This is a genomic window from Pontibacter actiniarum (assembly GCF_003585765.1).
In the GTDB taxonomy this organism is placed as follows: domain Bacteria; phylum Bacteroidota; class Bacteroidia; order Cytophagales; family Hymenobacteraceae; genus Pontibacter; species Pontibacter actiniarum.
The window spans coordinates 903,094-925,474 of the sequence record NZ_CP021235.1; the positions used below are offsets into that span (position 1 = coordinate 903,094).

Annotated in this window: 22 protein-coding genes and 1 tRNA gene; 20 read left to right on the plus strand and 3 right to left on the minus strand. The window is 53.3% G+C overall.

Annotated elements, in window-relative coordinates; all coding sequences use genetic code 11:
* Positions 1-402 (plus strand): HIT family protein, encoded by a 402-nt coding sequence (locus tag CA264_RS03890; protein ID WP_025604761.1) that lies wholly within the window; start codon positions 1-3, stop codon positions 400-402.
* 668 nt (positions 403-1,070) lie between these two features.
* Here the strand turns inward: CA264_RS03890 and ruvC are convergent.
* Positions 1,071-1,643, minus strand: coding sequence for a crossover junction endodeoxyribonuclease RuvC (gene ruvC / locus CA264_RS03895; RefSeq protein WP_036775070.1), 573 nt, complete (start codon positions 1,641-1,643; stop codon positions 1,071-1,073).
* Positions 1,644-1,668: 25 nt separating this feature from the next.
* Between ruvC and CA264_RS03900 the strand changes: the two genes are divergently transcribed.
* The 9 genes from CA264_RS03900 (at position 1,669) to CA264_RS03940 (ending at position 9,992) form a co-directional block, all read left to right on the plus strand.
* Positions 1,669-2,658 carry a lysylphosphatidylglycerol synthase domain-containing protein gene (locus tag CA264_RS03900; RefSeq protein ID WP_025604765.1) on the plus strand — a complete coding sequence of 330 codons (990 nt, stop codon included), beginning with the start codon at positions 1,669-1,671 and terminating at the stop codon, positions 2,656-2,658.
* Positions 2,655-3,788, plus strand: a complete 1,134-nt coding sequence (locus tag CA264_RS03905; protein ID WP_025604767.1) for a glycosyltransferase — start codon at positions 2,655-2,657, stop codon at positions 3,786-3,788. Before CA264_RS03900 ends, CA264_RS03905 begins: the two co-directional genes overlap by 4 nt.
* Positions 3,785-4,042: a hypothetical protein gene (locus tag CA264_RS03910; RefSeq protein WP_025604769.1), complete on the plus strand. Its 258-nt coding sequence runs from the start codon at positions 3,785-3,787 to the stop codon at positions 4,040-4,042. The genes CA264_RS03905 and CA264_RS03910 overlap by 4 nt, the downstream gene beginning before the upstream one ends.
* Positions 4,043-4,769: 727 nt before the next feature.
* Positions 4,770-5,993 (plus strand): PP2C family protein-serine/threonine phosphatase, encoded by a 1,224-nt coding sequence (locus CA264_RS03915; protein ID WP_025604771.1) that lies wholly within the window; start codon positions 4,770-4,772, stop codon positions 5,991-5,993.
* Between the two features lie 104 nt (positions 5,994-6,097).
* Complete coding sequence (locus CA264_RS03920) at positions 6,098-6,730, plus strand: polysaccharide deacetylase family protein (protein ID WP_025604773.1); 633 nt, start codon at positions 6,098-6,100, stop codon at positions 6,728-6,730.
* Positions 6,727-7,818, plus strand: coding sequence for a glycosyltransferase (locus tag CA264_RS03925; RefSeq protein WP_025604775.1), 1,092 nt, complete (start codon positions 6,727-6,729; stop codon positions 7,816-7,818). Before CA264_RS03920 ends, CA264_RS03925 begins: the two co-directional genes overlap by 4 nt.
* A 178-nt stretch (positions 7,819-7,996) precedes the next feature.
* Positions 7,997-8,764 carry a TatD family hydrolase gene (locus CA264_RS03930; RefSeq protein WP_025604776.1) on the plus strand — a complete coding sequence of 256 codons (768 nt, stop codon included), beginning with the start codon at positions 7,997-7,999 and terminating at the stop codon, positions 8,762-8,764.
* Positions 8,765-8,767: 3 nt separating this feature from the next.
* Positions 8,768-9,835: an asparaginase gene (locus CA264_RS03935; RefSeq protein ID WP_025604779.1), complete on the plus strand. Its 1,068-nt coding sequence runs from the start codon at positions 8,768-8,770 to the stop codon at positions 9,833-9,835.
* Between the two features lie 69 nt (positions 9,836-9,904).
* Positions 9,905-9,992, plus strand: a tRNA-Ser gene (locus CA264_RS03940).
* A 138-nt stretch (positions 9,993-10,130) separates the two neighbouring features.
* On the opposite strand, the gene CA264_RS03945 is transcribed toward CA264_RS03940, so the two are convergent.
* Positions 10,131-10,481, minus strand: a complete 351-nt coding sequence (locus CA264_RS03945) for a hypothetical protein (protein WP_025604780.1) — start codon at positions 10,479-10,481, stop codon at positions 10,131-10,133.
* Between the two features lie 415 nt (positions 10,482-10,896).
* On the opposite strand from CA264_RS03945, the gene CA264_RS03950 reads away from it, so the two are divergent.
* From CA264_RS03950 to CA264_RS03995, 10 genes are all read left to right on the plus strand, one after another.
* The gene (locus CA264_RS03950) at positions 10,897-11,325 is read left to right on the plus strand and encodes a hypothetical protein (protein ID WP_025604782.1); all 429 of its coding nucleotides are present in this window, start codon (positions 10,897-10,899) and stop codon (positions 11,323-11,325) included.
* Positions 11,326-11,421: 96 nt separating this feature from the next.
* Positions 11,422-11,994: a hypothetical protein gene (locus CA264_RS03955; protein ID WP_025604784.1), complete on the plus strand. Its 573-nt coding sequence runs from the start codon at positions 11,422-11,424 to the stop codon at positions 11,992-11,994.
* 225 nt (positions 11,995-12,219) lie between these two features.
* The gene (locus tag CA264_RS03960) at positions 12,220-13,125 is read left to right on the plus strand and encodes an alpha/beta hydrolase family protein (RefSeq protein ID WP_025604786.1); all 906 of its coding nucleotides are present in this window, start codon (positions 12,220-12,222) and stop codon (positions 13,123-13,125) included.
* Between the two features lie 368 nt (positions 13,126-13,493).
* Positions 13,494-13,829: an arsenosugar biosynthesis-associated peroxidase-like protein gene (locus tag CA264_RS03965; protein WP_025604788.1), complete on the plus strand. Its 336-nt coding sequence runs from the start codon at positions 13,494-13,496 to the stop codon at positions 13,827-13,829.
* A gap of 3 nt (positions 13,830-13,832) precedes the next feature.
* Positions 13,833-14,900 (plus strand): arsenosugar biosynthesis radical SAM (seleno)protein ArsS, encoded by a 1,068-nt coding sequence (arsS, locus tag CA264_RS03970; RefSeq protein ID WP_025604789.1) that lies wholly within the window; start codon positions 13,833-13,835, stop codon positions 14,898-14,900.
* A 156-nt stretch (positions 14,901-15,056) separates the two neighbouring features.
* The gene (gene arsM / locus CA264_RS03975) at positions 15,057-16,028 is read left to right on the plus strand and encodes an arsenosugar biosynthesis arsenite methyltransferase ArsM (protein ID WP_025604791.1); all 972 of its coding nucleotides are present in this window, start codon (positions 15,057-15,059) and stop codon (positions 16,026-16,028) included.
* 86 nt (positions 16,029-16,114) lie between these two features.
* Positions 16,115-16,672 (plus strand): hypothetical protein, encoded by a 558-nt coding sequence (locus tag CA264_RS03980; RefSeq protein ID WP_025604793.1) that lies wholly within the window; start codon positions 16,115-16,117, stop codon positions 16,670-16,672.
* Positions 16,673-16,850: 178 nt separating this feature from the next.
* Entirely contained in the window at positions 16,851-17,471 is a 621-nt protein-coding gene (locus CA264_RS03985; protein ID WP_025604795.1) for an RNA polymerase sigma factor, read from the plus strand.
* A 172-nt stretch (positions 17,472-17,643) separates the two neighbouring features.
* Positions 17,644-18,672, plus strand: a complete 1,029-nt coding sequence (locus tag CA264_RS03990; RefSeq protein WP_025604797.1) for a FecR family protein — start codon at positions 17,644-17,646, stop codon at positions 18,670-18,672.
* A gap of 25 nt (positions 18,673-18,697) precedes the next feature.
* The gene (locus CA264_RS03995; protein ID WP_025604798.1) at positions 18,698-21,430 is read left to right on the plus strand and encodes an outer membrane beta-barrel family protein; all 2,733 of its coding nucleotides are present in this window, start codon (positions 18,698-18,700) and stop codon (positions 21,428-21,430) included.
* Between the two features lie 156 nt (positions 21,431-21,586).
* Here the strand turns inward: CA264_RS03995 and CA264_RS04000 are convergent, their stop codons facing one another.
* Positions 21,587-22,315, minus strand: coding sequence for a VIT1/CCC1 transporter family protein (locus tag CA264_RS04000; RefSeq protein WP_025604799.1), 729 nt, complete (start codon positions 22,313-22,315; stop codon positions 21,587-21,589).
* Positions 22,316-22,381: the final 66 nt, after the last annotated feature.

Here is a 22,381-nt window from a genome sequence, read left to right on the forward strand (position 1 = left end):
ATGGAAGCTTCGATATTCACAAAGATCGTAAACGGAGAGATTCCTGCTTACAAAATAGCAGAGGACGACCGCTACCTTGCGTTTCTGGACGTGTTCCCGACGGCAAAGGGCCATACCCTCGTGATACCGAAGCAGCAGGTAGACTACATCTTCGACCTGGATGATGACCTGTACCTGGGCCTGATGGCCTTCGCCAAGAAGGTAGCCCCCGCCATAGAGAAAGCCATCCCCTGCAAGCGCATAGGTGTGGCCGTGGTGGGGATAGAGGTGCCGCACGCGCATGTGCACCTTATCCCGCTCAACAGCATGCAGGACATGAACTTTGCCAACAAGAAGAAGTTCAGCCAGGAAGAGTTCGAAGAAGTAGCCTCTAAAATAAGAGAGGCCTACCATGCCTCGTAAATAGATGGAGATAATATTTTAGGAAGCCGGTGCTGCACAAGTGCCGGCTTTTTTGTTGCTACCTGCTTTTTGCTTTGCCCCTGAAGCGCTTCAGGAGAGGCCGGCCTTGCGCTATAATTTTATGATTTATGGAGCGATGCAGTGGCTAACTGTGTTGTTCCCAGTCCTTGGGTTGAGCGCCTTGTGCCTGTTGCGGTGCCCGTAAGGGCAGCCTGCAGCGGAGCTAATAGAGGGCCGCTACCCCCGGAGCAGCTTCAGGCACACAGCGCGATGCCCTTATCGAGGGCCCCTACCCCCAGGACGAGCCCTCGCGGGCATGAGCGCCCCAAAGTATAAAGTGAAACGTTAGGGACTTGGGAGCTGCAGGATGAACGGAAGATCGAAAGGGTAGCTTGGCTGTAGATGCGGAGAGCAGTGGCAATGGAAGTATAAGCAGGGGCAGTCGGAGGCACAAGCGGACGCTTGCGCCAGAAGAGAGTACGGCCAAAGCTGTACAGGTGTGGCTCTGCGAGCCAGTTGAGTCACAGACTCGACATTATAATAAGACACAAGTCTGAAGGCTTGCGCCAGCAGGAGTGTTTAAGTATAAACAGAGGCAATCAAGGCACAAGCGGACGCTTGCGCCAGGGGCATGGTAAATTAGAACAAATAAGTAGTATGAAAAGGCGCTATTTACTAGCCAGCCTATCGGGGTTATCCGTTAAAAAGCTCTTCCACGACTTGCCGCCCTGCTTGGCATTGTTGCCTTTCTGGTAATGATGGCAGAGTGCCACACCCAGCGCATCGGTTGCGTCGAGCAGCTTGGGGGCTTCCTGTATCTTCAGGATTTGCATCAGCATGGCCGCTACCTGCTCCTTGGAGGCATTGCCGTTTCCGGTGATCGACTGCTTGATCTTCTTCGGGGCGTACTCTACGTAAGGAATGTCGCGGGAGAGGGCGGCAGCGATGGCCACGCCCTGCGCACGGCCCAGCTTGAGCATACTTTGCACGTTGGTACCGTAAAAAGGCGACTCAATGGCCAGCTCGTCGGGCAGGTACTCGTCGATAAGCTGTATCATGCGGTCAAAAATTTTCTTTAACTTGATGGCGTGGTTGCTGTAGCTCTTCAAGTGGATAACGCCGTACTGTAGCACTTGTACCTTAGGCCCAGTCACTTCAATCAGGCCGTAGCCCATTACCTGTGTGCCGGGGTCAATGCCAAGTATAAGTTTATTAGGCGGAAGTGCAGAAGAGTAAACCATAGAGGTGCAAAATTAAGACAATATCTTGAACATCAATCCCCATAAAAGATTCCTTTTGCTTCTGGCGAAAACGCTGGTGGCCGGTCTCACGCTGTTCCTGCTCTACCAGGCGATCTGGACGGCACCGGACGCATTCCTGAGCTGGCGCGAAATCCTGCTGCAGGCCGTGCAGAGCCCGCTTCGCTACCTGTTTGCACTCGTGGCCGTGCTTATCCCCGTGAACTGGGGCTTTGAGGCCCGCAAATGGCAGCTGCTGGGGCAGAAGCTGGAGCCCATTTCTTTCCTGCAGGCCTACCGCGCCGTCATGGTGGGGCTCACCCTGGGCTTTATCACCCCCAACCGCCTCGGCGACTACGCGGGGCGCGTACTGGAGCTCAAGAGCAGGCAGCGCCTGGAGGCTATCGGGGCGATTTTTATCGGGAGGTTCTGCCAGTTGGTCGCTACTGTGCTCGCCGGCTCGGGTGGCTTGCTGTACTTTATCTTTATGCTGGGCTGGCAAAGCTACCCGGAAGTGGCGCTAAGCCTGCTGGTGCTGCTGCTGGCCCTGTGCGCGGCCATGCTGCTCCTGCTCTACAACGCCAGGGCGATGGTGGCCATTGTGGCAGCTGTAAAGCCCCTGCGCAGGCTCGTGCCTTACCTGGCAGTGATGGGCACCTACACCTCCAGGGAGATGACGCGGCTGCTGTGGTTGTCGCTGGGCCGGTACACGGTGTTTCTGGGCCAGTTCATCCTGCTGCTGATTCTTTTTAACGTGCACCTGAGCCCGCTCCAGTACCTGAGCGGTGTATCCGGCACCTTTTTTCTGAAGTCGGTGGTGCCCTCCGTCAGCCTGCTCTCAGACCTGGGGGTGCGGGAGTTGTCTGCGATGTACCTTTTTGGCTTGTTGGGGCAGGAGCGGCTGCAGGTGCTCAGCGCGAGCCTGAGCCTTTGGCTGCTCAACATTGCGGTGCCGAGCGTAGTAGGGCTGATCTTTGTGCTGCGCCTGCGCCTGGCAAGAAAGGGAGTGGCGGCATGACCTGGCTGCTGACCCTGGTGCTGCTGGCTTACGGCTGGATAATTGTACGCCGCTGGTGGGCCTGGCAAAAGATGCCTGTTGTGCCTGCCCCGGCGGCCTACCAGCCTGTTACTCCTGTCACCGTCATAATTCCGGTGCGGAATGAGGCAAACCACATCCTGCACCTGCTGGCAGACCTGGACCGGCAGCGCTACCCGAAAGAACTGCTGGAGGTGTTGGTGGTAGATGACAGCTCCGAAGACGAGACCGCGGCCTGCGTTGCGGCGTTTGCAGCGGAGAGTACCTTGCCTGTTAAACTTTTTCAGTTGCATGATTATGTAAAGCAGGAGGGGAAGAAAGCCGCCGTGCAGCACGGGGTGGCGCAGGCACAGGGCGAGCTACTGGTGTTCACCGACGGCGACTGCAGGGTAGGGGAGGAGTGGCTCCGGTCCTATGCCTACCTCTATGAAACGGAGCGGCCTTATTTCATTAGCGGGCCCGTTAGCTTCCGGCCTACACCCACACACTTCGAGCGGATGCAGTTGGTGGAGTTCGCCAGCTTGATCGGTATTGGAGGTGCCTCTATTGCGTTAGGCAAACCGAACATGTGCAACGGCGCCAACCTGGCCTACCGGAAAGATGTATTCGAGAAAGTAGGGGGCTTTGCCGGCAACGAGCACATAGCCAGCGGCGACGACGAGTTCCTGCTCCACAAAGTGGATAAGTCTTTCTCGGGGAAGGTGAAATTTCTGAAAAATCCTAAAGCTATAGTTTACACTGAGGCGCGTAAAACACTGGTTTCCTTTGTGCAGCAGCGGGTAAGGTGGGCCAGCAAGTGGAAGAGCTACCAAAGTGTGCCGGTGCAGCTGGTGGCGCTGTGTGTTTTCCTGGTCAACTTCCTGCTTTTCCTGGCTATACCGCTGGTGCTGTGGGGCAGCCTGCCGCTAGGGGCCTTTTTGTCTGCGTATGCTGTCAAATTTGCGATCGATTTTTTATTTTTAAGTTTGATCCTGGGCTTTACGGGGCAGCAGAAGTACCTCTGGTACATGCTCCCCCTGCAGCTCGTATACATTCCCTACGTGGTCTTTACAGCTATATTCGGCCTTTTGGGGCACTATCGCTGGAAAGGCCGAAGCATTAGAACCCTATGAGCAACAATGAGTTTGACATACTGGACGAGTTATACTTTGTAACGGCGTACCCCGATTTAAAAAGCACGCTTTCTTTAACCGATAGCGAGCTTTGCGCTGCCCTTCAGTCACTTATACAGCAGGGGTATGTCCGCATCCTGTACCCGGACCAGGATACGGAGCACACGTACGACGAAACCACCTTCGGGCAGCACTGCCAGCAGTACTACTTCCTGGCTACGAAGGCGGGGTTAGTTGTACACAACTCCATTTAAGCCTGCCTAAGCAACCTCTAAAGCCTGCAGGTGCAGCTGAGTCACTTGCCTCTCCGTTCCCGTTAGCCGGGAAGGGAGCAGCTGTAGCTTAAAGTTGTTGTGATGCTTGTCGGGTTAAGGGGTTGACAACAAAATGGATAAGTATGGCTTTAAGCCCTGGTGCAGTCTGCAAAGGGTAGAATTGCGTGTGCGCTAAAAAAGCTCAAAACCTCTGAACAATTTGGCGCCTTTCTAATTTAACAGGTATGCCGCTTTATATCCCTAGCAGTAGGTATTTCATGTGGAGGGGCAGCTGCTTATTTTGGAGGCTGGTTTTGTAGGTAACTTCCTCCTTCCGGAGGGTGTTTTGCAATACGTTTGGTAGTCGTTGCGGTGCCTTGGGTGCACCTCCGGGGGCTGTGCATAAAAGGCGTTGGGCCAGAAAGAGCTGGTGGTTTGGTGGTTACCGCGCCGCGCATTGTTTAGGGGGCAAACTCCAGAACAAGCCGCGCCGCATTATCGTTAACCCCACTGCACCGTGCCTGCGTTAATCGAGCGGAGGCAGCCTTTGAGCCAGCCACGTATGCGTTGCCGTGCAACGTGCGCTGTTGGGGCACCGGAACGCGCGTTCCAGTGGAGGATCGCCCTAAAGTGAGCTTTTATTTGTACTTTTACTTAAGTTTTAGAACAGCTTTTGTTACAGGTTTCCGCCTAAAAGAGCTGACGATCCTAAAAGTTACGATACCGAATGTCTGATATACTAGTACCGAACCCACAGCAGGAGCTTAACCTGAAAAAGCTGGAGCTATCGGCGTTGCTTGAGATTACCCAGGCAATTAACGATAACCTGCCGGAGGGTGCGCTGTACAAAATCTACCGCTTCACGCTGCTGGCCCAGCTGCAGATCAGCCGGCTGACCCTCTTTGTGCATGACGAGGGCTGGCACTGCAAAGTATGCGCTGGCACGGAGCAGGACTTCACAAGGGTGCCGCTCCCCGAGCAGATCCTGCAGGTGAAGGAAATCACCAAGATGTCGAAGCTGCAGGTAGACAAGAAGTGGCGCTGCTTCGATATCGTTATTCCGATCCTGCATAACGGAAAGGTGCTGGCCTTTGTGATGATCGGTAAAATCCAGCCGTACTACAACAACCTGGATGCCCTGAACTTTGTGCAGACGGTGAGTAACATTATGCTGGTGGCCATTGAGAACCACCGGATGGCGCGGCAGCGCCTGGTGCAGGAGTCTATCCGCCGCGAGATTGAGATCGCCCGCGAGGTGCAGTCTATGCTGTTCCCCAAAAGCCTGCCCAACGATACCGACGTAGCCATACACGCGAGCTATATTCCGCACTCCTCCATTGGCGGCGACTACTACGACTTTGTGGAGATCGATGCCGACCAGTTTCTCTTTTGTGTGGCCGATGTGTCGGGCAAAGGAGTGCCGGCCTCGCTGCTGATGTCGAATTTCCAGGCCGGGCTGCGCACGATCCTGCGCCAGAACACCGACCTGAGCACCGTGGTGTCGGAGCTGAATAACCTGATCTACCGCAATGCCATTGCCGAGAAGTTCATCACGACCTTTGTGGCGATCTACAACCGCAGAACCCGGGAGCTGAGCTACGTAAACGCGGGGCATAACGCGCCTATCCTGCTTCACCAGGATAATACGCACCAACTCCTAAACGAGGGCTGCACCATGCTCGGCGTGTTTGACGTGCTGCCGTTCCTGAACGTGGGCAGAGTGCATGTGCCGGAGCAGTCGATCGTGCTGTGCTACACCGACGGCCTGACAGAGGTGTTTGACGAGGACGAGGCGGAGTTCGGCATTGAAGGTACCATCGGCTTTCTGAAGCGCAACCGTTTCCTGAGCTCCAAAATGCTGCACCTGCAACTGCTCCGCGAGATTAACCTCTACAACGAGGAGGCAACCTTCAACGACGATATCACGTTGCTTTCCTGCCGCTTTAAGTAGTTTTAGTAAGCATTTTGATACCTTGCGAAGTCGTTGGTAAAGGGCAGGAAGCGCTTGGCTTCTCCTTTTGCCAGGGATAAGCACACCTAAGCCCAGCATTTTAAGTGATCCGCTTCTATAAGACGCCCTGGCTCCTGAAAAAGCTAATGTCCAGCTGCTACACCTGGCACCGGGAGGTGCAGGGAAAGGTGCTGTACCTTACGTTTGACGATGGCCCGATACCGGAGGTGACGCCGTGGGTGCTGGAGCAGCTGGCAACCTATAAAGCCAAAGCGACCTTCTTTTGTGTAGGCGAAAACCTGGCAAAGCACCCGGCCATTGCCCGGCAGGTGCTGGCGCAGGGCCACCTGCTCGCGAACCACACTTTTAACCACCTGAAAGGCTGGCAGACACCCCTGGAGCAATACGTGCGGAACACCGCTGACTGCCAACAGGAGCTGGAGAAGCTACAGCCAAACGGCGGCAGGCTTTTTCGCCCTCCCTACGGCCGTATCAGCAAAAAGCAGGCGCAGGTGCTGGCTCCGCACTACGAACTCATCATGTGGGATGTGCTCACCAACGATTACGACCGCAGCCTGTCGGCGGAGGAGTGCCTGCGGCAAAGTATAAAAAGCACCCAAAGCGGCAGCATCATCGTATTTCACGACAGCCTAAAGGCGAAGCGCAACATGATGTACGCCCTGCCACGCTATCTGGAGCATTTTACCAGGCTGGGCTACACCTTCGAGACCCTATGATTGTATCGGTAGCCTATTTTATACTTTACTTCTCTCTATTTCTGATACTGCTGGCCCTGCTGGTCTTTAACCGCAAGCGCTATACTTTTAAGCATACCCAGCACCCGCGGGTTAGCATCCTGATTGCGGCCCGCAACGAGGAGCACACGATTCTGCGCTGTCTGCACGCACTGGAGGCGCTGGACTACCCCAAGGGCAAGCTGGAGGTGCTGATAGGCGATGACGCCTCTACCGATAATACCCGCGCAGTGATCGACCGGTTCATCCAGGACAAGCCACACTATACGTGTATCACCGTGACCCACACCCTGGGCAAGGCAAAAGGGAAGGCTAACGTGCTGGCGCACCTGGCCAAGCTGGCCACGACAGAGTATTTCTTTTACACCGATGCCGACATTGCGGTGCCGCCGGAATGGGTAAAGGCCATGCTGGCAGCGCTAACGGAAGAGGTGGGAGTGGTCACAGGCATCACGACGATAGCAGGCGACTCCTTTTTCGCCCGGTTGCAGGCCATGGATTGGCTGTATGTACTGGGGCTGATGCAGGTAGTGTCGGACCTGAGGCTACCGGTTACCGCCATGGGCAACAACATGCTGCTGCGCCGCCGCGCCTATGAGCAGGTGGGGGGCTTCGAAAGTATAGACTTTACCATCACTGAGGATATCGCCATCTTTAACCAGGTGCTCCGGCGCGGCTGGCGCTTCCGAAACATCTACGACCGCCAGGTGCTAGCGCTCTCCACACCGGCTGCTACTTTTAAACTCTTCCTGCACCAGCGCAAGCGCTGGATGCGCGGCTCCATGCACCTGCCCTTCTACATGGCCGTCGTCTTTGTACTCCACTCGGCGTACTACCCGGTTCTGCTGCCCTTCTTCGCGTATACGTCGGTGGGGGTGATGCTTTCCATCTTTGCCTTTAAGCTGCTGCTGCAGAGCCTGTACCTGCACGTTTGCCTGCGCCGCCTCGGCCGCAGCGTCCGCTGGTACATGTACCTTTTCTTCGAGCTATACCTGGTCGTGTCTTCTGTCATACTTATCGTGTACTTCTTCCTGCCGGTTAAAACAGTGTGGAAGGGGCGGAAGTACTAGGGAGATGGCAAGTAGCGCCTGCCCCGGATCTTTCGCCCACGGTACCGGAAAGGATGTCTGGCTGCTGTCTGTTGCCTAACTCCTGGCCGCCTGCAAGTATAAAATTCCTAACTTGCGGCTTAAATCGAAGTAACACACCGTCTCGGCCGTGGGGCCGGCGGTAAAAGATAGCTGATACATGAATTTAGTTGATTCGCACGCACATATTTACGCTGAGAAATTCGATGCTGACCGCGCCGAAGCCATGGAGCGGGCACAGCAGGAGGGGGTAAGTAAAATCTACATGCCCAACATCGACCATACTTCTATTGATGCCATGCTGGAGGCAGAGCAGAAGTATCCGCAGGCTTGCATCCCGATGATGGGCCTGCACCCGACCTCTGTTGACAAGGATTTTGAGCGGGAGCTTTACCTGGTGGAGGAGTGGCTGGATAAGCGCAGCTTTGCCGCCGTGGGAGAGTGCGGCATCGACTTGTACTGGGACAAAACCTTCCTGCCCCAGCAGCAGGAGGCCCTGAAGGTGCAGGTGGAGCTGGCTAAAAAGCACCGCCTGCCGATCGTGCTGCACACCCGCGACTCTTTTAACGAAGCCTATGAGATTGTGGCTGCGGCACAGGATGGTACCCTGACAGGTGTCTTCCACTGTTTCAGCGGCACCGTGGAAGAGGCTGAAAAGGTGAAGGAGCTGGGCTTCCTGATGGGGATCGGCGGTGTGGCGACCTTTAAGAACGGCGGCCTGGATAAGGTGCTGCCGTATGTGCAGCTGGAGGACCTGGTGCTGGAGACCGATTGCCCATACCTGGCGCCAACGCCGCACCGCGGCAAGCGCAATGAGCCCGTGTACCTGCCGCTAATCGCGCAGCGCGTGGCCGACCTGTTGCAGAAGCCGGTGCAGGAAGTGGCAGAAAAGACAACGGCCAATGCGCTTAACCTCTTTAAGCTGTAAGGTATGGAGGTTGTAAAAGTAGATATAGAAACCGCCGCGCCGCTTCACCCCGAGGCGTCCATACTTATCATTTACACCGGCGGTACCGTCGGGATGGTGTTTGATGAAAAGGAGAAGCACCTGGTGCCTTTTAACTTCTCACAGATACTGGACCATGTGCCGGAGCTGCGTCAGTTTAACTATCTGGTTACCGTGCTGAACATTGAGCCGGCCATAGACTCGTCTAACGTATCGGTGCAGGACTGGCTGATGCTCGCAAGCCTGATAGAGGAGAACTACAGCAAGTATGATGGCTTTGTGGTGCTGCACGGCACCGACACCATGGCCTACTCTGCCTCTGCCATGAGTTACCTGCTGGAGAACCTGCAGAAGCCCGTTATCTTTACCGGGGCACAGGTGCCGATTGGCCGCATTCGCACCGATGCGCGCGAAAACCTGATCACGGCCCTGCAGATTGCCGCTACCAGGCAGGATGGTAAAAGCGTGGTGCCGGAGGTGTGTATTTACTTCCGGAATCTGCTGCTGCGCGGCAATCGCTCGAAAAAGGTAGAGAGCAGCCACTTCGATGCCTTCAAGTCCGATAACTACCCTCCGCTGGCCGAAACAGGCATCGACATAGAGTACAGCCACGAGAACATTCTGCCGCACCCGGAGCAAGCTTTAATAGTGCACAACCGCATGAGTGACAAAGTAGCCATTCTGAAGCTGTTTCCGGGCATAACGAAGCAGGTGGTGCAGAGCATCCTGCAAGCGCCCGACCTTCGGGGCGTGGTTATGGAAACTTTCGGCTCCGGTAACGCTCCTTCCACGCCTTGGTTCCTGGAGCTCCTGCAGGACGCCCTGCAACGCGGCGTGCACATCCTGAACGTGTCGCAGTGTGACGAAGGCCGTGTAATCCAGGGGCAGTACGAAACAAGTAAGTACCTGCTAAACATGGGAGTAGTGGGTGGAGCCGACATTACAACGGAAGCGGCTATCGCCAAACTGATGTTTGTGCTGGGGCAGGGGCTGGACCATGAACAGACCCGGATGCTGTTGTGCCAGAACCTGCGCGGGGAAATTAGTTTGTAGGTGCTGTGAAAGTATAAGTGCTGCAAACTTGCAGAAGTGGTGCAGATTGTTCTATATTTGCACCACAATAGAGAGTTGTCCGAGTGGTCGAAGGAGCACGCCTGGAAAGTGTGTATACCCCAAAAGGGTATCAAGGGTTCGAATCCCTTACTCTCTGCCGGTAGTGATACCCAAATCAGCTAAAAGCCTGCAAACACATCGTTTGCAGGCTTTTTTTGTTTTATCCTTTCCTAACCTTAGCTTCTCTCCAGCCTGAGGAGGCTGGCTTTCTTTATTCATTCTCCATGTAAGGCTGTCAGTTGAAGATAAGCACTTTCTCCTCGGGCAGGAGCAGGTAGCCGTAGTAGAAGTGGTAGTTGTTGCCGCCCTGGGTGCGGTAGAGGTGGGTGAAATGCCGAAAGCCAAAACCGGAGACCTGGAGTACTTGCCTTCTGATTGTAATTTTCCCTTGCGGGCTGGCTTGCCGGAGGATGTGGCGGTTCTTTTGCAGCATCACGTTTATGCTGCGCATTAGCTGTTCCCTCTCGTCCTTAAACTTGCGCTTATTACCGGCTGCCGCCCGGCACTGGTCGGAGCAGAATCTCTTGTCTGAGCTTCCTGCCAAAAGGCTGCCGCACTGCAGGCATTCCCTTCCGTCTTCTTCCATGTTTTGCTACACTAGCCGTACCCTTACGGTTATATTCTGGTACTTAGGGAACTGTACGGGTAGTTTCCGGCTGAAAGTTAGAAAGGTGTGCTATTAGGCCCATAAACCAAGCACGAGCGATATCTATCACATTTCTTCGCAGCCGGTTATCTCTCTAAACGCTTTGGAACATGAAGGCCAATCATTTATCCGCATCTGACACAAACCATAGGCTGGAAAGCCTTGGCAGCCCACTTGATAATCTGTAGGAATATAATATATTTAGCTTTAAATTGTATAGGAGATGAACCCGAAACAACTTTGCCTGAAAATTGAAGGTTGTGGAAGTAAGGTTCTGTATACTCCAGCCAAAGGGCTAATAACCGGAGGAGTTCCTTATATACAGTAGTTGGTGGTAATAATAACTATAAAGTAAATGCCCGTTTTGAATGATAAGGAATGTAACGAGTTAAATCCCCTTAACCTGATTATCGTTGCGTTTTATAAAAGATATATAAGAAGTGAAGAACACGCACTTAGTGCTTTTTGGGCTAAAATGGTAATGGGCTTTTGTTTAACCATACATCTTTTCACACTTTGGGAAATAGTTGTTGCAATCTTTGGGATGTATAGTTTAAGAAGGTCTATCGTTGAACACTACTTGATATTCCTCATCTTGGGTGTTTGGGTTGGGATGACCTATTTTGTACATAAGTTGACAGTCCCCAATCAGGTGCTTAGGGATATACACTTACATGAAGAAGAATACTTACAAGGACAAAAACTTGGCTGGTTTCATTTGGCTTTTAGCGGTGGATTAACCATTTTGTTTTTACTGCTAACAAAGCCACACCTAAAAATATAAAAATTACTACCACCAACACGGCACAGGCTCCATACTCGGTTATGCCTCGTTCGTAGCCTGTACTAAACGTTAGCAGTAAGCCAAAAGAAATAAATAATGGATGTAATCGCAAAATTTGCCAACAGATTTGTACAACGTCACATTAACGGACGAATAAGAAATTATGATGAAGTTATCGAAGCAGCAAAAGAACAGCTTTATACTATAGATAACCGATTGGATAAGATAAAATTTCTCAACATCATACTTGAGGGAAATAATATAGTGTATGACCAACACAAACCCAATTGTACTGCACCAGATACTTGCCATATAAATTTAGCTCATGAATCCATTACTTACTTCTTGGCTCAGGAGTTAGCTAGACTTGGTGTTCAGCTAAATGAGGACACTTTTACAATTGAAGAAGAGGGATCAGCTGAAGCCAAACTAGATACAATAATAAAAGACTTAGGAGAATTAAAATTGGGGTATCAAATAATATATGATGATTTAAAGAAGGAACTTGAGGAACTAAAGGGACTGTATTTTCTAGGCAAGAAAAAATGGCATCAACTTTTTGCTGGTAAATGCTTGGATATGGTTGCAGGTGGTGTAATTAGCGAAACCGTTTCAAAAAAAATAATAACTGCTTTAGAGCCAGCATTTACAAGAGTTATAGAAAGTTAAAAGCCCTACTGCTAACAAAACCTAAACCTCAGCCTTCGGCCGAAGGCCCACACCACCTCATAGCCAAGACCTTTAGGCAAAAAACAAAATAATGAAGTACACAAGACAGTTCTTTCTCCTTCTGTTACTTATTTCTTTATCAGTACAAGCTCAGGAAAAAAACCAGAGGCATTCGGCTTCCGACACCTGCAAACTCTTTATAAGCAGGATACAGTAGATATTCTGGTGCTCTCGAAGAAAGGAGAGGAGGAAAAGGAGAAGCCGCTGTTCCTCTTCGTGCAGGGCTCGCTTCCAAAGCCGCTCATCATACTTCGGGAGAATGGAAAGCCGTACATGGTGTTTCCCTTTGAAACGAGTCAACTGTTGGACGACTACCACCTTGCCATTATCAGCAGTCCGGATGTGCCGCTTATACTCGAGGCAAAAAAGCTACGGAGCGATATGGCCTACGTTGAGCCTGAGACTAATACCTTTCCGAAAGGCTACGTTATACGTGCAAACCTGGGCTATTATACAGCGCGCGATAAAGCAGTTATTAAGTACCTGAAAAAGCAGAGCTGGATTAATGGGGAGAAAGTTGTTGTTGCCGGGCATTCAGAAGGCGCAGCCGTGGCAGCCGGTCTAGCCGAGGCATCAAAGGACGTGACTCACCTTATCTTCTCCGGGACCAACCCTTTCGGTAGGATGGCGACCATTATCTCCCAGCTGAGGCAGCATGACGACGCAACGGGTACAGCTACAGAAAAGCAGTTTCAGTTCTGGGAGGAACTGGTGAAGGACCCTGAGAACAACAGCATCCAGGGGGAGGTAACCTACAAGTCCGTTTACAGCTTCTCTGTTCCTCCGATAGAGTCGTTGCGCAAACTGAAAATACCTGTCTTGGTGGCATACGGCACAAAAGACATGGCAGCCCCTTTCTTCGATTACATGCGCCTGGAGGCGATCCGCGATAAGAAAAAGAACTTTACATTTATGCCTTACGTGGGGCGTGAGCATAACTTCTTCGGCTTCGACAGCAGCGGCAATATAAACTATGATGATTTTGGTTGGGACAGGGTGGCGCAGGACTGGAAGCATGGCTTGATGAGAAATAGTGCTTCGCTCACCAAAAGCCTGTCAGATGAGCGGTAGCTTTTAACAAAAGCACCAGCGACTGTAAACAAATGGCAGCCCTGTTAGTAGTACTACTAACAGGGCTGCCATTTGTCAATTTGCTCTTATGAGCGGAAGCAAGTATGAAGGTACGGTTGGTTTGGCTTCTCTTTTCAAAAGGAGTACCTTCACCTGTAGGGGCATCGATTGCGCCTGTTTTTGCAACGCAGCTGCAGGGTAGCACAAAACATACTTCTGAAATTTGAGTACAAAAAGCTATACTATCCCAGTTCAGAAAGCGGCAGTTCATAAGGGAGGCGCGTTTGCCTCCTGGTGGGACATCGGAAGCCAGTTCAGCCTCTCAAAAACACTTACACGTTCAGTACAAACCTAACCAGCAACATTATATGGAAAAGACCTATTATAACCCGGCGGACCTGTCCAAGTTTGGCAACATTTCGGAATTGCAGCCGGAAATGGGGCGCAAGTTCTTCGACTACTACGGCGAAGTGTTTAAAGAAGGTGCCCTTACAGCGCGTGAGAAGGCCCTTATTGCGTTAGCTGTGTCGCATGCCGTACAATGCCCTTACTGCATTGACGCCTACAGCACCGACTGCCTGGAAAAAGGTGCCGATGAGAACCAGATGATGGAGGCGGTGCATGTTGCGGCCGCCATCAAGGGTGGCGCGGCCCTGGTGCACGGGGTACAAATGATGAACAAGATCAAAGAGCTGACAATGTAGTACATGGGATCTTCGGTAAAATCACTTAAAGGGCGGCAGCATGAGCTGTCCGATGCTTTTTTCCAGTTAAACGTACTGCAGGCACCTACGCAGCACGGGGACCAGTTCCCTGCTTTTGCCGGGCGCCTGCAGGAGCACGGCCTATACCCGCTCAAACCCACCGGCACCACTATTCTGCAGGTGAACATGGGCAAAATGTGTAACCAGACGTGCAAGCACTGCCATGTGGACGCGGGGCCGGATCGCAAAGAAATCATGACGCGCGAAATCATGCATCAGTGCCTCGAGGCCCTGCAGCAGTCGCCAAACATAACCACTGTAGACCTGACGGGCGGGGCGCCCGAAATGAACCCGGACTTCCGCTGGTTTGTGGAGGAGCTGTCGAAGCTGGGGCGACAGGTGATCGTGCGCTGCAACCTCACCATCATACTTGCCAATAAGAAGTACCACGACCTGCCAGCTTTCTTTAAACAGCATGGGGTGCACGTGGTGTCTTCGCTGCCTTACTTCCAGGCTTCCCGCACAGATGCCCAACGTGGCGACGGCGTGTTCGAAAAGTCGATTAAAGCACTGCAGATGCTGAATGAGGTCGGTTACGGTTTGGAGGGCAGCGACCTGGTCCTGGACCTGGTGTACAATCCCTCCGGGGCGTTTCTGCCGAGCGCGCAGGCCTCGCTGGAGGCGGAGTTTAAGCGCAGGCTACGCAGCGGTTACAGTATCGAGTTCCATAACCTGTTCTGCATCACCAACCTGCCCGTTAGCCGCTTTCTGGATTACCTGGTGCAGAGCGGCAACTACGACACCTACATGGAGAAGCTGGTGAATGCCTTTAACCCGGTGGCAGCTGCGGGAGTGATGTGCCGCAACACCATTTCCGTTGGCTGGGATGGCTACCTGTACGACTGCGACTTCAACCAGATGCTGGAGCTGCAAGTGGAGCAAAGTTCTCCCCGGCACATTCGCGATTTTAACGCGGCAGTTTTAGACAGGCGCAGTATCGTGCTAAACCAGCACTGCTATGGCTGCACCGCTGGGGCGGGCTCGAGTTGCGGCGGAGAAACGGTGAAGTGAAAGAAGTTTAGCGGCACCTGGTCTGGACGAACCACCCGGCAGAAATAGAGCAAGTACAGGCTGGTAGTCCGCTCTTAGCACTTTCCCAGGGCTGTTGTTTACCAGGGAGGTGCCGTGCCTTTTTGTTACATTGGATAAAACAGAAGAAGATAAAAGATGAGTGATTATTTAGAGGCGGCCAAGCTGGTGTACGAAGATGCTGCGAACAATCCGCAGAAAGGGCTCTGCTGCACCACCACGCCTGTCTGGCAGCTACCAGAGCTTGCTGTTCCGTCTAAAATGCTGGAGATGAACTACGGATGCGGTTCTACTGTAAACCCGCGCGACCTGAGCCATAACCCCACGGTGCTCTATGTTGGCGTGGGAGGGGGAATGGAGCTGCTGCAGTTCTCATACTTTACGCGCAGGCCCGGTGCTGTAATTGGGGTGGACCCCGTAGACCGAATGCTGGCGGTGTGTGCCGAGAACCTGCAGCTTGCGGAGCAGGAGAACAGCTGGTTCGAGCGCGATTTTGTAGAGTTGCGCCACGGCGATGCCCTGCAGTTGCCTGTAGAAGACAATTCGGTGGATGTGGCGGCCCAGAACTGCCTGTTTAACATATTCAGAAAGGAAGAGCTGGAGGTAGCGCTTGCCGAAATGTACCGCGTGCTGAAGCCACACGGCAGATTGGTGCTCTCGGACCCCATCAGTGAAGATTACATGCCTGAGAACCTGCGCAACGATGACCGCCTGCGGGCGCTGTGCCTTAGCGGGGCTATGCCGCTGCAGCAGTACATCGATTTCATTACCGGTATTGGCTTTGGCACGGTGGAGGTGAGGGCTAAGCGCCCTTACCGTGTGTTGGCGCCGGGCCAGTACGACACCGAAAGTATGATCTTTATCGAAAGCGTGGAAATCTGTGCCATCAAAGATCCTATGCCGGCTGATGGCCCCTGTGTGTTTACAGGAAAGCATGCCATCTACTTCGGAGAGGAGGACTTCTTTGACGATGGAAAAGGGCACACCCTGCTGCACAACCAGCCTTTGGCCGTGTGCGATAAAACTGCCAGTGCTTTAGAGAAGCTGGGTAGGAAGGATATACATCTTACCGCGTCTACCTGGTTTTACGATGGAGGCGGATGCTGCTAAGGTATCGGGCTTATTAACTACAACAGATATCGTGCACCCTTTGGGCAGGCTGTGAGGCTTTTGTTGAGCAGCAGGCAAGTTAGCGAATGAAGATTCTCTTAACAGCGCTCTTATCAGTTGTGTTTGGGAGCTTTTGCTTTGCCCAAGAATATACCCTTGACTCTGCCTGGACAACTCATGGGCAGCAGTTTCAGGTAAGGCTTGAGCAAGGCGAAGCTTCCAACCTTCCCTCAAACACAAAGATGTCTTTATTTCGGAATGGCGGGTTACTGTTCAGTGACTCCTTATGGTGCAGTAGCCTGTACATGGAGTTAGCGGATATGAACGATGACGGCTTCGATGATTTGCTGCTTTATCAAGGCGCAGGGGCAAGGGCTAACGAAACATATAACCTGTTTCTTTACATAAAGGAGAAGAACACCTATCAGAAAGTACAAAGGTATGCTGAGTGGCCAAACCTGCGCAAAACCGGGATAAGAGGCGTATTAGCGGCCACCATACTTACTGGAACAGTAGAGTACAGATTTTTTGAATTAGACAGGTCGGGAAAGCTAACCGACTTAGGTATTACAGTAGAAGATCGGTCGTTTGATGGGAAAGGCTATCAAAAAGGCCTTAAGAAGGTAAGGCGTTTAAGACACTAGAAGTACGCGGCTCAACAAGCTTATAAGCGAGGCTTTGGCTACGATAAATCCCTGCCTTGTGCCAGCACCCCCTGCAGAACAGGCAAGCTGCCGCAGCCTCAACCAGAGTATTTGCAAGATTGGTTTGAAAAAGATACCTTAGCAAAGGATAATCCTGTCTTTCCTTCGTCCTGATCGCATGCACAACACCGATGACCTCCCTCTTCTCCAGGAAAAATGGCTGCAGCTGAAAGGCGGGGACGGTGATGCCCTTAAATTCCTCTTCGACCGCTACGCAAACGACCTGTACAACTATGGCACAAAGTTTACGCAGGACACCGACCTGGTAAAGGAGTGTGTGCAAGAGATCTTCGTGACCGTTTGGAACAGGCGTGGCTTTCTGGGGGAGCCGGTTAATGTGAAGAATTATCTTCTGAAATCATACAGGCGCTTGCTTTTCAAGCAGCTGGGCACGCGGCAAAACTATGCCGTTTACAGCGAGACTGCTGCTAACTATAGTTTTCAGGTAGAGCTGAGCGCAGAGGAAAGGCTGATCGCACAGGAGCGCAGAAGTGCGGCGCGGGAACGGTTGGAGCGTGCTTTGGCTTCTCTCACGGCCCGGCAGCGGGAGGCGGTTTTTCTGAAATTCCACGAGAACCTGTCGTATGAGGAGATTGCGGAAGTGATGGACATCTCCGTGAAAGCCACCTACAAGCTTATGGCTATAGCGCTCAGCGAGTTGCGTGACAACCTCTCCCAGGATCACTTTATGCTTCTGTTGGTGCTGGCTTTGGTAATGGCCTGCAGCTGTTACATTTAAAGTCTTCCCCTTCAGCTAACTTTCTCAGCGTAATACCTACCTATCCTTTCGGGAGTTATTATTTGCCCCCTGTGCTCCCAATCCTTAAGGTTAAATTTAATTTTTTCAAAAATTTATTCTTGTGCATGGGGTGATTTTCCCTTTTGGCCCCTTATTAGGGAAAAGCACAGCCATGAACAGCCCCGCCACCGACTACAGTAGCTACGAAACAGAGGACTTCCTTAACGACAAGCAGTTTGTTGCCTGGGTGCAACACCCCTCAGCTGATCAGGATCGCTATTGGGAGCAGGTACAGCAGGAGTATCCGCTGAAAGCTTACCAGATGGAGGAGGCCCGGCGCCTGGTCCAAAAGCTAAGCTTCAGAGCCAGCACGATGGAGCAGGCAGAGCAGCAGCAGCTGTGGCGCGCTATCTCAGAGGAAGCCGGCCTTACCCGCAAGTCAGTACCGCTGGCGGCGCAGTGGCTGAGAAAGGCAGGGGCAGCTGTGGTAGCCTTAATGCTGTTGTCGCTTGCGCTGTACTTCTACAACAGCAGCAGACATAAGCAGTTCCGTACGGCCTACGGGCAGGTGGCTACGCTGGTGCTGCCGGATAGCTCTGTTGTCACGCTAAACGCTAATTCAGAGATCAGGTATGCCAGCGACTGGGACGCGGACGAGCCCCGGGAGGTGTGGCTGGAGGGAGAGGCCTTTTTTGAAGTGAACCACTTGCACCGGCAGGGTAGCGTGAAGCCGGGAGAGCGGTTTGTTGTGCACACAGGCGATATGGACGTGGAGGTGCTGGGTACTTCGTTTAACGTGCAAAAGCGCAGAGGAGCCACCCAGGTGGCCCTGCAGACGGGTAAAGTCAGGCTGGCCCTAGAGGGCGCTTCGTCTCCGGTGGTGATGAAGCCCGGAGATGTGGTGGCCTACACACCGGCGAACAGTAAGCTGGTGCAGTGGCAGGCAGACCCGCAGCTAGCTTCAGCCTGGCGCGGAGGGCTGCTCGTGTTTCAGGATACCCCGCTGGCGGAGATACTTACCTACATCGAAGATACCTATGGCTATCAGGTGGAGCTGAAGGACGAAGACCTGGCACAAAGAAGGCTGTCTGGGAGGTTCAGGAGCAGGAATGAAGAGGCGCTGCTGCAGGCTGTAGCGGCAGCCTTGGGCATTTCCATTACCAAGGACCCGGCATCCCGGAAACTCATTATCCGAAACTAAGCTGCACTCACGCCAACCCCTAGTCATGATGAACACCAGGAAAACAAACTGCCTTGTTGGGCTTGCCCTGTGCCTGCTGCTATGTATGTGCCACACCGCCAGGGCACGCCAGCAGGCAAACCAAAAAAACGAAGCTGCCACGGCAGTTAGGTTGCCCCTGGCACAAGTGCTGCAAAAGCTAACAGGGCTTTATGGGATTAACTTTATCTATGAGCAAGGGCTTTTGGCGGGAAGAGAGGCCTCCTACAATGCTGAGCAGTTAAAGAACAGGGCTCCAGCTGTAGCGCTTGAAGAGATCCTGAGGCCTCTCGGGCTGCGCTTCCGTAACATTGACAATCAGAACTACGCTATTTTTCCGGAGGAGGAGCAGGAGAAGACAGCAGGTGCCGGTGGTGCTGAGGTGTCGCTAACGCCCCAGGACGCGCGGCAGGACGGACAGATAAGCGGCCGGGTGGAGGATATGGCGCATGCGCCGGTGCCTTACGCTACAGTGGCTCTTTTTTCTTCGGCAGATTCTACCCATTTGGCTACCCGGCTGACCGACGAAAGTGGTTATTACCTGTTCAAGGGTGTTCCGTACGGAACGTACTTTCTGCAGGTATCCTATGTGGGCTATGATAAAGCGGCCAGCCCGGTAGTTAGCCTGAGCCATGGCAAGCGTGGGGCAGCTATTGGTGTGCTGCAACTTAAAGAGCGTACAGCCTCCCTGCAGGAGGTGGTTGTGGAGGGCCGAAAGCCACTGATTGAACAGGAGACAGACCGCTATGTGATGCATGTGGAGAACAGTGCCCTTGCCAGCGGCAATGCTGTGCAACTGCTTAAAGCCGCGCCGTTTGTGGAGGTGTCACCGGAGAATGAGGTGACCTTGCAGGGGAAGAAGACGATGATCCTGGTAGACAACAAGCCTGTTGCCGCCGCTGCGCTGGCAGAGGTGCTGCAAACGCTCCCGGCAGGCACTGTTTCGCAGGTGGAGCTGATCACCAACCCTTCGGCCAGGTACGACGCGGCCTATGGGGCGGTGATCAACATCGTTACGCGTAAAGATCAGGCACAGGGCCTGACCGCCACCCTCAGAACAGAGGCGTCGCAGGGCGATTTCGGGCGGCTGAACGTTAACGGCAGGCTTACTTACAAGCACCGCGGGCTAACGCTCTTTGGTATGGGAGGGTACAACCGGTTCAACTTTCAGACCCACGATCGCCTGGACAGGCTACTGCGTGCAGAGTTGCCCGGGGGGCTGGTAGAGGAGGAGATCACCCGCACTTTTTACCAGGATATCTACAGTTTTCAGGCGGGGGCCAACCTGCAGGTAGGCAGGAACCAACAAATGGGCGTGCTGGTGGAGGGGCAGCAGAACCAGACGGAGGGCACTTTCGTCTCCTACGACAGGTTCAGCACCATGGGGCTTCCGGTAGATTCGGTGCTGCTGACAGACAGCCCTTTTTCAAATAAACCCCATCACCTAAACTATCATCTCTATTACAGTCTTTTGGGAGATTCCGCCAACAGTGAGCTGTATGTTCTGGCAACCTACACGCCTGTCCGGCGCGAGTTGCAGCAGTATTTCCCGTCTGCCTTGCTGGGGCAAGGCAATGATACCCTGCGCATACCGCAGCCCTACAGAACGACCAACAGTTACGCGTTCGATATCTGGGTAGCGCAGGCCGATTACAGTTATGCGCTTGGTAAAAGCTGGCAACTGGAGGCGGGGCTGAAACACCAAGCAACGGACTCCCGGCAGGTTATAGACTTTGAGGCAGAGGAAGGCGGGCGGCTGTCGCGACAGGCCGGGAGCTCTAGCAACAATCACCTGGCGGAGGCAATTACAGGCGGGTATGGCATCCTTAGTAAGAACTGGGAACAGGACCGGTTGCAGTTGGGTGTTCGGCTGGAGCACACGAAAATGCGCTATGTCGGGCACTATGAACAGGACTACCTGCAAGCCTTTCCGACGCTGCGGTACAGGCGCCTGTTTGGCGAGGCCGGAGAACTTGCCTTTTCTTACCGCCGGACCATCAACCGAGTGCCTTACGATGAGTTGGTGCCTTACACGCTCTACATCAACCATTACACAGTTTTTGAGGGAAACCCATCGCTCAAGCCGCAGTACGACCACATTTTTTCTCTCAATACCAGGTTGAGCCAGCTCGGCATCAACATAACATTTACCTCCAGCGAAGGGCGGTTCGCACAGTTCCCCATCCGGCAGGATTTTGAGACGAGGGTGACATACGCCGCTTTGCAGAACCTGGAAAGCGCTTCTGACCTTGCCGTGGATGTGTCTTACCCGCTGCAGCTAACTTCCTGGTGGAGCACCGAAAACAGCGGTACAGTATTCGGGTGGTCCAGCGCCCGGGGTCGGGTGCTGGGCGAGTCCTTCAGCGCCTCAGGTGCCTGGTGCGCGTTTCGGTCGCTCCATGCGTTCAAGCTGCACCCCAGCGTAACCCTGGAGCTGAATGGCTCTTACAGGTCTGCACGGAAGGCGGAGCTGACCTATACAGGAAGCAACGGAAACGTAAACCTGGGGCTGTTGGTTCAGCTGCTGAAGGGCAAAGGGCAGCTGCGGGTAGGGGCGGAGGAGGTGCTGGGGCAGAACAGCTACTATACCAGCCAGAACTTTGGCGTGTACCGCACGCAACGGCACCGCTCTTTTGACAGCCAACGGCTAACGGTAGGGCTAACTTTTAACCTGGGCCAGGCGAAGGTAAAAGCACCTGTTCCAAAGTTAGGCAACGAGGAGGCGGTGGACAGGCTGTAGCGTAAGCTGTAGGGGAGGAGCATACGTATAATGTGCGGAGGGAGAGGCTTTACTTTCTGCTTTAGCTTCTGATGAAGTATATTTTGGGGAGTGGCTTGCTGCTACCGTGTTTGATGAAGCGCCGCCGGGTGCCGTACTTACCCTGCACAGCTAATCCTATGAAAAGGCCTTCTGCAATACATCTCCTACAAAATACGCCAGCGAGGCAGCAAGGCCCCCGAGCAGGAGTGTTTCACCGATGCCCACGAGCAGGCTCCGCTGTGTCACCAGGCTTTTAAGGCTCCCTACCAGTGCCAGGGCCACACCCGTCAGGATGCTGGAATACAGGAACAGCTGCGTGTTGCCCGCATGTAACCCACTACCTGCAACAAGATAGGAAAGCAGTGGGATGGAACCGATCAGCACAAAGCTGATAAAGGTAACAGAGGCCGTTTTAACCGGAGTTTTATCATCCTGAGTCATCCCAAGCTCCTCCTTCATCATGGTGTCGACCCACACTTCTTTATTTGAAGTGATCACCTCTACCACCTGGTCCAGCAACTCGCCCTGAAAGCCCTTTGCTGCGTAGGCCTCCCGTATTTCCTCGACTTCACGGTCCGGCAGGTTGTCTACTTCCCAATACTCCGTGGCCTTATGCCTGTCAAAGTTGTCGCGCGAAGCCTTGGTGGAGAAGAAATTGCCAACCGACATGGAAAAGCCGTCGGCAATCAGGTTTGCCAGCCCCAGTATGATCACAACAGAGGTATTGAAGTTTGCCCCTTCGGCACCTGCCACAACTGCAAAGGTGGTAATGGCACCGTCTATTCCACCATAGACAAACTCAGCAATGTATTCCTTGTTAAAGAAGAGGAGCTTTTCTCTTGCGTGGAGGCGGTCTTCAAGCATAGCGCTGGTTAGGTTAGAGGTTAAAGGCTGTCTCAGCGACGGGTACTCCTCACATCAGCCATACTT